Source organism: Brevundimonas sp. NIBR10, from assembly GCF_027912515.1.
GTDB lineage: Bacteria > Pseudomonadota > Alphaproteobacteria > Caulobacterales > Caulobacteraceae > Brevundimonas.
In genome coordinates this window covers 2,743,717-2,756,537 of record NZ_CP115464.1, presented here as the reverse complement: position 1 = coordinate 2,756,537, position 12,821 = coordinate 2,743,717, and the positions used below count along the sequence as shown (strand labels likewise).

The following is a 12,821-nucleotide window of genomic DNA, read 5'->3' as shown; positions in this document are numbered from 1 at the left end:
CACGTTAGACTGATCCGGACGCCCCTCCCCGCCATCCCGGCGGGCGGCGCACGGAGTATCGGTCATGGCCAAGGGTCAGGTGCGCAGCAACAAGGAAACGCGGAAGCCCAAGGCCGAGAAGGCCAAGCCCGCCGTGGTCGTAGGCACCTCGCCCTTCACCCAGGTTCCCGGCAAGAAGTAGCCACTCGCTGAGGGAGCGGCCGCTCAGTGCGGCCAGACCTCCTTCAGGACGTCGACCTTGCCGTCCTTCTGGCGGACTTCCAGCGAGGGCACGTCGGGCTTGCCCTCGGCGAACAGCTCATAGATCACCGCGCCGTCGGCGGCCTGGGTGCTTTCGATGACGCGGACGGGGGTCAGGCCGGCGCGGGCGGTCTCGGCGGCGGCGCGGACGGCGGCGGGGGCCTCGGTCCAGACGATGTCGCGCTGGATCTCGACCACGGTCCAGCCCTGGGGCGTTTCCAGCAGATCGAACTCGATCTCGGCGCCGTTCAGCGTGCCCTCGACGTCATAGTAGCTACGGCCCTCGCGTTCCTTCAACTCGGCCTCGGCAACGATGAAGCCCGGCCGAGCGGCCTGGACGACGGCGACGACCTCGGGCGGGATGTCGGCGGCGGCGGTGGGCGTGATATCCGTGACCGGGGCGACGGGTGCCGATGCGGGCTCGGACGCCGGCTGCTGACAGGCGGCCAGGGTGACGGCACAGGCCGATATCAGGACGAGGCGGATCATGGGCGGTCTCCGGCGACGGTGAGGGCGCGAGCCTAGGCCCGCCCCTGCCGAACCGCAAAGACCGGATCGCCACACCCCGGGGATCGATCCAGACCCCGAAAGCATCGATCAGCCCACCCTTGGCTCAGTAGGCGTGGCTCTCCGCCGGGCGTTCTTCCAGATGGCCGTCCTTCAGGGCGAAGACGCGGTCCATGTGGCCGGCCAGCTCCATGTTGTGGGTGGCGATCAGGGCGGCGACCCCTGTGTCCTTGACCAGTCTCTGAAGCGACTCGAACACCGTCTGGCTGGTGGTGGGATCCAGGTTGCCGGTCGGCTCGTCGGCCAGCAGCAGGCGCGGCTGGTTGGCGAGCGCCCGGGCCAGAGCGACGCGCTGTTGCTCGCCCCCCGACATCTGTGCCGGCTGGTGCAGGACGCGTTCGGCCAACCCCAGCGACCCCAGCGCCGCCTCGGCCATGCGCCGCGCCTCGGCCTGGGGCCGACCGGCGATACGGATCGGCAGGGCGACGTTGTCCCGCGCGTCGAACTCGGGCAGCAGATGGTGGAACTGATAGACGAAGCCGATCCGGTTCAGGCGGATGCGGGTCCGGGCCCGTTCATCCAGCGCGCCGACATCCTCGCCGTCGATCATGACCGTGCCGTCGGTGGGCCGTTCCAGCAGGCCGGCGGCGTGCAACAGGCTCGACTTGCCCGACCCCGAAGGCCCGATCAGGCCGACGATCTCGCCCGGCATGACGTCCAGATCGACGCCGCGCAGTACGGTCAGCTCGCCGCGCCCGGTGACATAGGTGCGGGTGATCCCGCGCAGGCTCAGGACCGGATTACTCATAACGCAGCGCCTCGACCGGATCGATCCGGGTCGCCAGCCACGACGGGATGATGCTGGCCACGCAGGACATGAAGACGGCCCACAGGGTGATCCAGACGACGTCCATCGGGTCCACCTTGGCCGGGATGGCGTCCAGCATGTAGACGTCGGCGTTGAACAGCTGGGTCTGGAAGACGAACTCCAGGAAATGCTGGATAGCTCCGATGTTCAGGCAGAACAGCAGGCCCAGGATCAGGCCCACGATCGTGCCGGCCACCCCGATCGACGCCCCAGCCATGAAGAAGACCCTCAGGATCGACGACGGGCTGGCTCCGATGGTCCTCAGGATGGCGATGTCACGGGTCTTGTTCTTCACCAGCATGACGATGCCGGAGATGATGTTCAGCGCCGCGATGGCGACCACCATCCCCAGGATGATCGACATGGCCACCCGCTCGACCTTCAGCGCGCCCCAGAAGGCGGCCAGGCGCTGGGTCCAGTCGGTGACGAGTGATCCGGCGCCGGCCGCGTCACGGACAGGGGCCAGGTAGTCCTGCACCCGATCGGCCTCGTCGACCTTCAGCTCGATGACGTCCCACAGGCCCTCCTTGCCGAAGAACAGCTGCGCCTGTTCCAGGGGCATGAAGATGAAGGCGCGGTCGTAGTCTGCGGTGCCTGAAGAGTAAGTTCCACCAACAAAGTAGGTCTTGGACTGCCCGCCCAGATTGCCGAGAGCGCTCTCTGCCCCCGTCGGCGAATAGACGGTGATCGGGTCGCCGACCCGTACGCCCAGTTGGTCGGCCAGAGCCTGTCCGATCAGAATGTTATTGCCGCCGTAAAAGCCGCGCCCGAAGCTCGCTTTAGCCTCGTCCGACAGGCTGGCCGACACATACTGCATCGTTTCGAGGTCTTCAGGTCGCAGACCGCGGACGTAAGCACCGGTCGTCTGGCCCGCAGCGCGGATGATGGCCTGGGCCTCCACCAGGGGGCTGACACTTACGACGCCGGGCACGGCCTTGATGCGGGTCAGGGCCGCGTCACGCTCGGGCGAGGTCAGGACCGCGCCCTGAACGTACATATGGCCGTTGAAGCTGAGCATCCGGCCCAGCAGTTCGGAGCGGAAGCCCGACATGATGCTGAGCACCACGATCAGGGCCATCACGGCCAGCATGATCCCGAAGAAGGAGATGATCGCGATCAGCGCCACCCCGCCCTCCTTGCGCTTGGCGCGCAGGTAGCGAAGGGCCAGGCCGATTTCCCACGACGAGAAGGCACCGGCGGGTTTGGAAGGCTTCGCGGCCAAGGAAGCGTCCGTCAAGCCAGCTTCTCCAGCGCCTGATCCAGCGCCACCGACACCTTCTCCCCCGTCGCGCGGCGCTTCAGCTCGACCACGCCGTCGGCCAAGCCCTTGGGGCCGATGGTCAGTTGCCACGGCACGCCGATCAGGTCGGCGGTCGCGAACTTGCCGCCCGGGCGTTCGTCGGTGTCGTCGTACAGGACGACCTTGCCGGCCGCCTCTAGCCGCGCGACCGCATCCTCGCACGCCGCGCTTACGGCTTCGTCGGAGGCGCGCAGGTTGATGACCACCACGTCGAACGGGGCCACGGCGTCGGGCCAGATGATGCCGGCATCGTCATGGCTGGCCTCGATGATGGCCCCCAGCAGACGCGACACCCCGACGCCATAGGAGCCCATATGGACCTCGGTGTCCTTGCCGTCGGGACCGGCCACCTTCGCCTTCATCGGCGCGGAATATTTGGTGCCGAAGTAGAAGATGTGGCCCACCTCGATGCCGCGCGCGGTCAGGCGATCGGCCTCGGGCGTCTGGGCCTCAAAGGCGGCGGCGTCGTGCATCTCTTCGGTGGCGGCGTACATGGACGTGCGCTCGTCGAAGACGCCTTGCAGGTCATCCCAGTCCACGTCGTTGCCGGGGGCGGGCATCTCGACCAGGCGGCGGTCGCAGAAGACCTGGCTTTCGCCCGTATCGGCCAGGACGATGAACTCGTGAGACAGGTCGCCGCCGATGGGTCCGGTGTCGGCGCGCATAGGCACGGCCTTCAGCCCCAGCCGCGCGAAGGTGTTCAGATAGGCCGTGAACATGCGGTTGTAGGCCTTCCTCGCCGAGGCCTCGTCGACGTCGAACGAATAGGCGTCCTTCATCAGGAACTCGCGGCCGCGCATGACGCCGAACCGTGGCCGGCGCTCGTCGCGGAACTTCCACTGGATGTGAAACAGGTTCAGCGGCAGGGCCTTGTAGCTCTTGACGAAGCTGCGGAAGATGTCGGTGATCATCTCCTCGTTGGTGGGCCCGTACAGCAGCTCACGCTCGTGCCGGTCGGTGATGCGAAGCATCTCCGGACCATAGGCGTCGTACCGGCCGCTCTCGCGCCACAGGTCGGCCAGTTGCAGCGTCGGCATCAGCACCTCGACCGCCCCCGCCCGTTCCTGCTCCTCGCGCACGATCTGCTCGATGCGGTTCAGCACCCGCAGCCCCAGCGGCAACCAAGCATAGATACCGGCCGCCTCCTGCTTGATCATCCCGGCGCGCAGCATCAGCTGGTGCGACACGATCTGGGCGTCCGAAGGGGCTTCCTTCAGGATGGGCATGAAATAGCGCGACAGGCGCATGGGGCAGACTCTCGTGGCGAACGGCGTCCCTCGCTTTAGCGGGTCACCAAGGGCGAAAGCTAGGCAGAACGATCCTTCTCTACCCGCAAGGGCAGAAGGACGGGTTCAGGCCGCGTTCGCCGCCTTCATCACCGGCGGAGCCGCCTGATCCAGCCGCTCCATCAGATAGGCCAGATCGTCGCGCGGCGCGTTCGGCCGCTGGGTCAGGAACCGTTCCAGCATCCGCTCGCGGAAGGCCTCGCCCGACGTATCCGCCCCCTCGGCCTGAAGCGCGCGCCAAGTGTCGACCCCGGCCCTATAGGCTTGGAACAGCCGCGGCGGCAGTCCCGCCCGGTCATACAGGGCCTTCAGCCCCAGCGGTCCGGCGTCGTGGATCATCAGCCAGGCGCGCGAATGCGGCGTGGACGTCAGCTCGGCCAGGCCGTGCTCGAACAGGGTCATCTGCCCCCGCGCCAGCGCCCGCAGCAGCAGCGACGCCGTCAGCGCCTTCCTGGCGTTCAACTGCGCCACGAACCGGGGCAGGTCTGCGCTGGACGCCGCCTGATCGACCAGATCGACGGTGGCCCGCTCCCGCGCAAAGGTCGCCAGACGGATCGCCGTCTCGGGCGCCACCGCATGACGGCTGACCAGATGCTCGCGCACCGCGTCGCTGGCCAAGGCGATCAGCTTCTCGGTGATGTCCAGCGGCAGGACCTGGCGATAGGCCAGGGCCGCCACGATCTCCGGGGCGTCGCCGAACCGGTCGATGGTCCGCGCCATGGCCCGCTCCGACAGGTCGGCGTTGTCGTTGGACGCCAGGGTCCGCACCGCCTGTTCGCAGCCGTCGACGCTGAGCGCCTCGGCGACATCGCGCGAGACCCTGGGCCGGGCCGCGATCGCGATCTGGCGCACGGCCGATCCCGCCTGGATGATCTCGATCAGGTCCTCGTCGGTGAAGACGGGCGAAAAGCCGATGATGGGCAGGGCGACACTGTCCACGTCGGCCGCCAGCCGCCGCGCCACGTCATGGGGGATCAGGTCGGACGCCTTCAGCGTCACCGCCATCGAGCGCCGCACCAGCTCAGCGGCATCGTTGGCCAGTACCCTCAGGATCTTCTGCGCCGCCTCGCGGTCCTCGTCGGTCAGCTCGGCCCGGTCGATGGAGCGGCACAGCTTGTGCGCCGCCGCCGCCCGCTCGTCCTCGTCGGTCGCCTTGATCAGGCGACGGATATCCATGTCGGTCAGCCGGGCGCGGAAGGCGGTCATGGACGAACTCGTTTCAGGGAATCGGACGCTGAGGCGTCACCTTCAGCCTGCCATGCTTAATGGCCGGTTTACTATCCGCCGCCCGCGCTGAATTCAGACCCTGTCGGGTCCCGGCGAAAACGCCCCACCGAAGCCCGAGGATTTGCCGTCCTCGCCCTGCCCCAGCAGCATGGCCAGCAGGTTCTGGTTCTGCTTCAGCCGTTCCAGCCGCGCCGCCAGCATGATGTCGCGTTCCTGGTCGCTCGGCGGCGTACGGGGCGCGCCCGTGACCGCCGCCGGAGCACCGTCGCCCGCCGTCTTCTGCAGATTGGCGTGAACCTCGGCCACCGTCGCCGGCCGCCCGTCACGATAGAAGATCGACCGGTTCGCCTGTGCCGCCTCCGGGAACAGGGCCGCCGCGCTCGATCCCGGACGCGAGCTCATCGCTTCCATCAGCCGCCCCGCGCCTGCGGGGCCCAGGAAGTGCGCCGCATACAGGTCGCCCGCCCCCGGCTCGCGACCGGTCCGGCCCCTCAAATAGGCTGCGTTCGACGCCGTCAGCTCCGCCGCCATGGTCGAGGCGGCCTGGGGGTCGAACCTCAGGTCCATGACCACATTGCGTGCCGAACCCTCGACCCGCCAGCGCCCGTCCGAGCCCCGATGGATCAGGTCGGCATACTGGCCGTATCCGTGCTTGGCGCCCGCCGACTTGACCGTGGCCAGCCAGGTCTGCTCGATGAACTGGAACAGCCCCGCCGCCGACGAGGTCCGGGCCTTGGCCGACGGGTTCATCGAACTTTCGCGCCGGGCGGTCTTCATCAGGAAGTCGAAATCCACGCCGGTCGCATGGGACGCGCGCCGGATCGCCGCCTCCACGCCCCCTGCCGATGGAATCGCTCCGACTGTCATAATGAGCCGGAAGCTGACGGATCGTGGTTAACGGAACCTTAATATCGCGCCCCGGTGGCAGGCCTCCCAACTTACCGACGATAAGCTGAAACACCGCCGAAATCCCGCCACAAGCTGCGCGCGAACTTCCGTCGTGGCGGGCCGGGGGCGGCTTCCAACGAGGGAGTGACGGCCATGATGATAAGAGCTGCCGGCGGACCGGGATTGATCAGCCCGCTCGACTACGGCGAACGCAAGGGCTTCCGGTTCAACCGCAACACCTGGATCGCCATCGGGGTGGTGACCCTGGGCCACATCGGCGTCGGGGCGGCCATCTACTACCAGCGGTTCGAGGCGCCGGCCCAGCCGGAGTCCCCTCCCGGCAATCCGATCGACGTCACCATGATGACCCGGCCCCAGCCGCCGGTCGTCGATCCGATCGACGAGCCCAGGCCGGTTCCGCCGAACCTGCCGGTCCACATCTCGCCCATCCCCGTGCCCACCACCATCGAAACGATCGCCGCGATCCCCGGCCCGCGCACCGAATCGAACACCTTCACCATCGCGACCCCTGTGCCGGTGCCGACGCTCGATGCCACGCCGGCGCCGGTCGATCCGCCCCGGCCGCCCGCCGTCATCACCCGCCCCCGCTGGGCCAGCCAGCCCAGCGCAGCCCAGATGGAGCGGGCTTTCCCCCGCCGGGCGCTGACCGACGGCATCCCGGGCACGGCCTCCCTGAACTGCCTGGTCTCGGCCGCCGGGACGCTCAGCAACTGTTCGGTGGCGTCCGAAACCCCGCGCGGCCAGGGCTTCGGCCGCGCGGCCTCCAGCCTGACGCCCTTCTTCCGGATGAGCCCCGGAACCGTGGACGGTCAGGCGATCGACGGCGCTCGCGTCGCCTTCACCGTCCGCTTCGCCGTCAGCGAGTAAGGAACCGCCGAGGGTCCAGGGCGGCGGCGTGGGGCGATCCCGCGCCCCCGTCCTGGATTTCGCCTTCGATCGCCTCGGCCACGACCCGGGCGACCAGCGGCCCCAGCAGCCAGCCGTTCCGACGCGGTGCCAGGGCCAGGTACAGCCCCGGCTCGCCGCTCGCCCCCGCCATGGGCAGGCCGTCCGGTGTCGCGCCGCGTATCCCGACCCGCCACTCGACAGGTCCGGCGAGCGGCCGGCCCAGAAGCTGTTCGGCCGCATCGATCAGTTGTCGGCCCGCCGCCGCGTCCGGCTCCAGATCCCGTCGTCCCGGCTCCATCGTCGCCCCGATCAGCGCCCCTTCGCCCGACGGCGCGACATAGATGCCCAGCCCCCTGAGCACGGCGTCGGTCCGGTCCGGCACAGACCCGATCTGGCCCCGGATCGGCTGGATCCGCGCGATCAGCCGCGCCACCTCGGGCGGCAGGCCCGTGACCGGCTTCGAAGCCCCCGTGGCCAGCACCAGGGTCCGCGCCTCGATCTCGCCCTGCCCAGTCGCGACCTTCCAGCCGGTCGCCGTGCGCGCCACGGACCCGACCCACGCCGAAATCACCGGACGCGACAGGACCGCCCGCATCGCTGCCAGCGCCGGGCCCGGCTCGATCAGCACATCGGACGTAACCGAGACCCGACCGTCGTCAGTCACCGAACCGGGCTGGATTTCGAGCTGTTCTATGGCCTTGTTCATGGCCGTCGTCTGACGCCCGGCCCAGAAGGTCCTCGCCGGATGGATCGCGATCCCCACACCTTTCGCAAATCCGTCCCAGAGCGACCGCGCGTCCCGCATCAGTACGGCGCGCTCAGGCGTCACCCGGTCCATGACGGCTTCCAGGGTCGGCGCGATCATGCCCGCCGCGACAGACGAGGCGTTGGACACGCCCGTATCCACCACCCGCACGTCATGGCCCCGCCGCGTCAGCTCGACGGCGGTACACAGGCCCAGCACGCCCGCGCCGATGATCAGGATGTCGTTGGGGATGTTGTCGGACTGCGGCACGGGCGGTCCTTCGACCGCCCGCACTCCGATTTCAAGACGTCAAAGCGTCCTCAGGCCGAAACGGCCAGCGCGCCTTCGGCATTCAGCCGCTCGACCAGGGCCTCGTGCTGCTTCCACAGTGTCCTGGGCAGGCGGTCGCCGAACTTCTCGTAGAAGGCGGGGATCAGCGAGGCCTCTTCGCTCCACACCTGGGCATCGACGTCGAGCAACAGGTGCAGGTCCGCGTCAGACAGGCTCAGACCCGATAGATCCAGCGCCTGCGCCGACGGTACCCGCCCGACCGGCGTGTCGACCGCGCTGGCTTCTCCGTCCAGACGGCCGGCGATCCATTTCAGGACCCGCGCATTGTCGCCGAATCCCGGCCAGACGAACTTGCCGTTGTCGTTCTTGCGGAACCAGTTGACGAAATAGATGCGCGGCAGCTTGGACTTGTCCGTCGCCTTCTCACCCAGCTTCAGCCAGTGCGCGAAATAGTCGCCCATGTTGTAGCCACAGAAGGGCAGCATTGCGAACGGGTCGCGGCGCAGCTCGCCGATGGCGTTTTCCGCCGCCGCCGTGCCTTCCGACGCCACGGTCGAGCCCAGGAACACCCCGTGCTCCCAGTCGAAGGCCTCGGTCACCAGCGGCACGGCCGAAGCGCGGCGTCCACCGAACAGGATGGCGTCGATCGGCACGCCCCTCGGATCTTCCCACTCCGGCGCGATGGTCGGGCACTGGGACGCGGGCGAGGCGAAGCGGGCGTTCGGGTGGGCCGCGGGCTCGCCGGATGCGGCGTCATAGGGAACGCCCTTCCAGGTCGTCATGCCGTCGGGCGCTTCGTCCGTCATCCCTTCCCACCAGACGTCGTTGTCAGCGGTGAGCGCGGTGTTGGTGAAGACGGTGTTGGACGCCAAGGTGGTCATGGCGTTGGTGTTCGACTGATGGCTTGTGCCCGGAGCTACGCCAAAGAAGCCGGCCTCGGGGTTCACGGCATACAGGCGGCCGTCATCGCCGAACCGCATCCAGGCGATGTCGTCGCCGACCGTCTCGGCCTTCCAGCCCGGCAGGGTGGGTTGCAGCATGGCCAGGTTGGTCTTGCCGCAGGCGCTGGGGAAGGCGGCGCAGACGTATTTTACCCGGCCCTTGGGATCGGTGAGCTTGAGGATCAGCATGTGCTCGGCCAGCCAGCCCTCGTCGCGGGCCATGACCGAGGCGATCCGTAGCGCGTAGCATTTCTTGCCCAGCAGGGCGTTGCCGCCGTAGCCCGAACCGTAGGACCAGATTTCCCGCGTCTCGGGGAAATGAACGATCCATTTGTCGGCGTTGCACGGCCACGGCACATCGGCCTCACCCGCCTTCAACGGCGCGCCCAGCGTATGCACGGCCGGAACGAACACGCCGTCGTCACCCAGCACGTCCAGCGCCGCCTTGCCCATCCGCGTCATGATGCCCATCGACACGGCGACGTAACCGCTATCGGTGATCTCGACGCCGAGCGCCGAAATCTTGGAGCCGAGCGGCCCCATCGAGAACGGCACGACATACATCGTGCGCCCGATCATGCAGCCGTCGAACAGCCCGTCCAGCCGCTCGCGCATCTCGATCGGATCGGCCCAGTTGTTGGTCGGGCCGGCGTCCAGTGCGTCCTCGGAACAGATGAAGGTGCGGCTCTCCACCCGCGCCACGTCGCGCGGATCGGACACGGCGTAATAGCTGCCGGGCTTCTTGACCGGGTCCAGCGCCTTCAGCGTGCCCCGGGCGATCAGATCGGCGACGATCGCGCTCTTCTCGGTCTCGGAACCGTCGCACCAGTGGACCCGGTCCGGCTTGGTCAGGGCGGCGATCTGCTCGACCCAGGCGATCAGCCGTTTATGCCGGGTCGGGGCCGGCAAAAGGCCGGGAATCGCGACCGATTCGATCTCGAGTGCTGACAATCTGGTGCTCCTGAACCATCGGCCGGGCGCTCTTTGAACGGCACCTCGGATACCCTGAAACGTAACATGACGTGATATTTCAGTTACAAAGACACGTCGGCGGACCTTGCGTCAACCGCCTGCACCCGGGCGATTCCGATGACACCGGTTTCCATCGTCCGAGCGCGGGTTTGTGTCGCAACCGAGCCTCACGCCCGCTAACGAAGACGGCATGGAGACCCTGGACCCCGCGATGACCCGATCCGCGACGGCGCTGCATTCCCCTGCCGCAGAGCGGAACGCCGCCGCCATCCTCGCCGTCCTGCGCACCCATCTGCCGGCGCGGGGCCGGGTGCTGGAGATTGCCTCAGGCACGGGCCAGCACGCCCTCGCCTTCGCCAGTGCCCTGCCCGACATCGACTGGACCCCGTCGGACCCCAGCGAAGACGCCCGCGCCAGCATCGCCGCCCACGCCGCGTCCGGCCCGCCGAACCTCAAGGCCCCGCTCGCGCTCGACGCCGCCGACCCCGCGACCTGGCCGTCCGGCCCCCTGGACGCCGTCATCTGCATCAACATGATCCACATCAGCCCCTGGGCCGCGACCGAAGGCCTCATGGCCGGTGCCGGCGCGGTCCTCGCCAATCCCGGCGGCCTGCTCGTCCTGTACGGCCCCTATAGCGAGCCTGACGTGCCCCTCGCCCCGTCCAACGCCGCTTTCGACGCCGATCTTCAGGCCCGCGACCCCGTCTGGGGCCTGCGCGACCGCGACGCTGTCGTCGGCCTGGCGAGATCGCACGGCCTGCACCTGACGCGCCGCGTCCCGATGCCCGCCAACAACATCATGCTGCTGTTCCGCCGCGCCTGAGCTATAGCGGACCGAATGACACCGGAGGACATCCCCATGAAAGCCGCCCTGATCGCCACCCTCGCCCTGGTCACCACCACCACGGCCACCCAGGCCCAGACCCCGCCCGCATACGGCGAGCCGATCCGCCTCGAACTGGCCCAGGCCCTGATCGACCGGGCCGTCGAGGCCGCCGCCGCCCGCAATTTCCGCATGGCCGTCGCCGTCGTCGAGCCGTCCGGCGAACTGGTCGCCTTCGTGCGCATGGACGATACCCAGTACGGCTCGATCTTCGTCGCGCAGAAGAAGGCCGCGACCTCCGCCCGCTACCGCCTCTCCACCCTGACGATGGAGGAGCGCACCCTGGCCGGCCGGACCGTCAGCCTGGCCAATGAGGACGCCCTGCCGATCGCCGGCGGCCTGCCCATCGTGGTGGACGGCCGGATCGTCGGTGCCATCGGTGTCTCGGGTGCCTCGGCCGCCGAGGACAACGAGATCGCCCTGGCCGCGCTCGCTCCCCGCGCGGACTGACGGCACGCCGTTCGCAACCGTCAGGGATCGTCACTCGCGCCTGCGGCCCTGTCGGTTCAGCTTCGGGCTCCACGGGGGACCCGACGATGCCGAACCGAACCATCCACTGGGGCCTGATCACCCTGATCGCCGCAACTCTCGCAGCCGGTTCCGGGGCCCTGGCGCAGGACGGCCCGCGATCCGGCGGATGCGCGCCGTCCGACACGGCCTGTCGCCTCGACGGACTGGAGCGTCGCCTCGACTATCTGATCGACCTTATGGAGCGCCAGCGGCCGGATCGTCAGGGCGGCGGACGTTTCGGGCGGGCCATCGACATCCCCGTCAACCGGTCCTGCGGCGGCGGCTCCGACGGGTGTTCGACCCTTGCCGCCCGCCTGTGCAGTCAGGGCGGCTTCGCGCGCGGTGTCCCCGCCGAGACCATCCTCGGCACGTTCGGCGACACCACCCTGGTGCGCGCCACCTGCATGGATTGAGGGCCGGGCATTGACCTGATGGTCTGCGCGCGCGAGGGCAGGCCATGGCCCTGACCCGCACCTATGACGGCGACGAACCCGTCCGCCTGAACAAATTCATGGGCCAGTCCGGCCTGAGTTCGCGGCGCGAGGCCGACGCCCTGATCGCCGACGGCCTGATTTCGATCGACGGCGTGGTCGTGACCGACGCCGGCCGCAAGATCGAGCCCGGCCAGACCCTGACCCTGGCCGACCGCGCGACGGAAGCCCTGGCCGCCGGCATGACCATCCTGCTGCACAAGCCGACCGGCTTCGTCTCCGGCCAGCCCGAGCCGGACAAGACCCCCGCCGTCACCCTGATCCACCAGGCCAACCAGATCGGCGGCGGCCCCGTCCCGGCCGAAGACGCCTCGCTTCCCCCCATCGGCCGACTGGACGAGGACTCGCGCGGCCTGCTGATCCTGTCGACCGACGGCGTGGTGGCCAAGGCCGTGATCGGTCCCGAGAGCGAGCTCGACAAGGAATACCTGGTCCGCGTCTCCGGCGACGTCACCGAGCAGAAGCTCAAGACCCTGCGCTACGGCCTTCGCCTCGACGGCCGCCAGCTGAAACCCGCCCGCGTCAGCCGCATGGAGCAGCAGCGCCTCAAGTTCATCCTGCGCGAGGGCCGCAACCGCCAGATCCGCCGCATGTGCGAGATGGTCGATCTGGAGGTCACCGACCTCATCCGCATCCGCATCGGCCCCATCCGCCTCGACGGCCTCGAAGAAGGCCGCTGGCGTCACGCCACGCCGGAGGAACGGGCGGCATTGGTGGGGTGACAGGTTTCGGCGAAGCCTCGCACCGAGGGCCGCCAGCGCCT

At 68.7% G+C, this 12,821-nt stretch carries 14 protein-coding genes; 6 read left to right on the top strand and 8 right to left on the bottom strand.

The window, feature by feature from the left end:
• Window positions 1-64 precede the first annotated feature (64 nt).
• Entirely contained in the window at window positions 65-181 is a 117-nt protein-coding gene (locus O5K39_RS13585) for a hypothetical protein (protein WP_271144152.1), read from the top strand.
• 23 nt (window positions 182-204) lie between these two features.
• On the opposite strand, the gene O5K39_RS13580 is transcribed toward O5K39_RS13585, so the two are convergent.
• From O5K39_RS13580 to O5K39_RS13555, 6 genes are all read right to left on the bottom strand, one after another.
• A complete protein-coding gene (locus tag O5K39_RS13580) occupies window positions 205-729 on the bottom strand; it encodes a hypothetical protein (RefSeq protein ID WP_271144151.1) in 525 nt (174 codons plus the stop codon).
• 124 nt (window positions 730-853) lie between these two features.
• Window positions 854-1,555 carry an ABC transporter ATP-binding protein gene (locus O5K39_RS13575; RefSeq protein ID WP_271144150.1) on the bottom strand — a complete coding sequence of 234 codons (702 nt, stop codon included), beginning with the start codon at window positions 1,553-1,555 and terminating at the stop codon, window positions 854-856.
• Window positions 1,548-2,837: a lipoprotein-releasing ABC transporter permease subunit gene (locus tag O5K39_RS13570; protein WP_271144149.1), complete on the bottom strand. Its 1,290-nt coding sequence runs from the start codon at window positions 2,835-2,837 to the stop codon at window positions 1,548-1,550. Before O5K39_RS13570 ends, O5K39_RS13575 begins: the two co-directional genes overlap by 8 nt.
• A gap of 11 nt (window positions 2,838-2,848) precedes the next feature.
• On the bottom strand, window positions 2,849-4,162 hold the full coding sequence (gene proS, locus O5K39_RS13565) for a proline--tRNA ligase (protein WP_271144148.1): 1,314 nt from the start codon (window positions 4,160-4,162) through the stop codon (window positions 2,849-2,851).
• Between the two features lie 105 nt (window positions 4,163-4,267).
• Entirely contained in the window at window positions 4,268-5,407 is a 1,140-nt protein-coding gene (locus O5K39_RS13560) for a DUF2336 domain-containing protein (RefSeq protein WP_271144147.1), read from the bottom strand.
• 93 nt (window positions 5,408-5,500) lie between these two features.
• Window positions 5,501-6,295, bottom strand: a complete 795-nt coding sequence (locus O5K39_RS13555; protein WP_271144146.1) for a transglycosylase SLT domain-containing protein — start codon at window positions 6,293-6,295, stop codon at window positions 5,501-5,503.
• A gap of 174 nt (window positions 6,296-6,469) precedes the next feature.
• Between O5K39_RS13555 and O5K39_RS13550 the strand changes: the two genes are divergently transcribed.
• Window positions 6,470-7,204, top strand: a complete 735-nt coding sequence (locus O5K39_RS13550; RefSeq protein WP_271144145.1) for a TonB family protein — start codon at window positions 6,470-6,472, stop codon at window positions 7,202-7,204.
• On the opposite strand, the gene O5K39_RS13545 is transcribed toward O5K39_RS13550, so the two are convergent.
• Together O5K39_RS13545 and O5K39_RS13540 are read right to left on the bottom strand one after the other, a co-directional pair.
• Window positions 7,194-8,240 (bottom strand): FAD-dependent oxidoreductase, encoded by a 1,047-nt coding sequence (locus O5K39_RS13545; protein ID WP_271144144.1) that lies wholly within the window; start codon window positions 8,238-8,240, stop codon window positions 7,194-7,196. The two genes, O5K39_RS13550 and O5K39_RS13545, sit on opposite strands and share 11 nt — an antisense overlap.
• 50 nt (window positions 8,241-8,290) lie before the next feature.
• Complete coding sequence (locus tag O5K39_RS13540; protein WP_348637133.1) at window positions 8,291-10,138, bottom strand: phosphoenolpyruvate carboxykinase (GTP); 1,848 nt, start codon at window positions 10,136-10,138, stop codon at window positions 8,291-8,293.
• A 247-nt stretch (window positions 10,139-10,385) separates the two neighbouring features.
• Between O5K39_RS13540 and O5K39_RS13535 the strand changes: the two genes are divergently transcribed.
• The 4 genes from O5K39_RS13535 (at window position 10,386) to O5K39_RS13520 (ending at window position 12,780) form a co-directional block, all read left to right on the top strand.
• On the top strand, window positions 10,386-10,997 hold the full coding sequence (locus O5K39_RS13535; protein WP_271144142.1) for a DUF938 domain-containing protein: 612 nt from the start codon (window positions 10,386-10,388) through the stop codon (window positions 10,995-10,997).
• 36 nt (window positions 10,998-11,033) lie between these two features.
• Window positions 11,034-11,507, top strand: a complete 474-nt coding sequence (locus tag O5K39_RS13530) for a heme-binding protein (protein ID WP_271144141.1) — start codon at window positions 11,034-11,036, stop codon at window positions 11,505-11,507.
• An 86-nt stretch (window positions 11,508-11,593) separates the two neighbouring features.
• Window positions 11,594-11,980: a hypothetical protein gene (locus tag O5K39_RS13525; RefSeq protein WP_271144140.1), complete on the top strand. Its 387-nt coding sequence runs from the start codon at window positions 11,594-11,596 to the stop codon at window positions 11,978-11,980.
• A 44-nt stretch (window positions 11,981-12,024) separates the two neighbouring features.
• The gene (locus O5K39_RS13520) at window positions 12,025-12,780 is read left to right on the top strand and encodes a pseudouridine synthase (protein ID WP_271144139.1); all 756 of its coding nucleotides are present in this window, start codon (window positions 12,025-12,027) and stop codon (window positions 12,778-12,780) included.
• Window positions 12,781-12,821 lie beyond the last annotated feature (41 nt).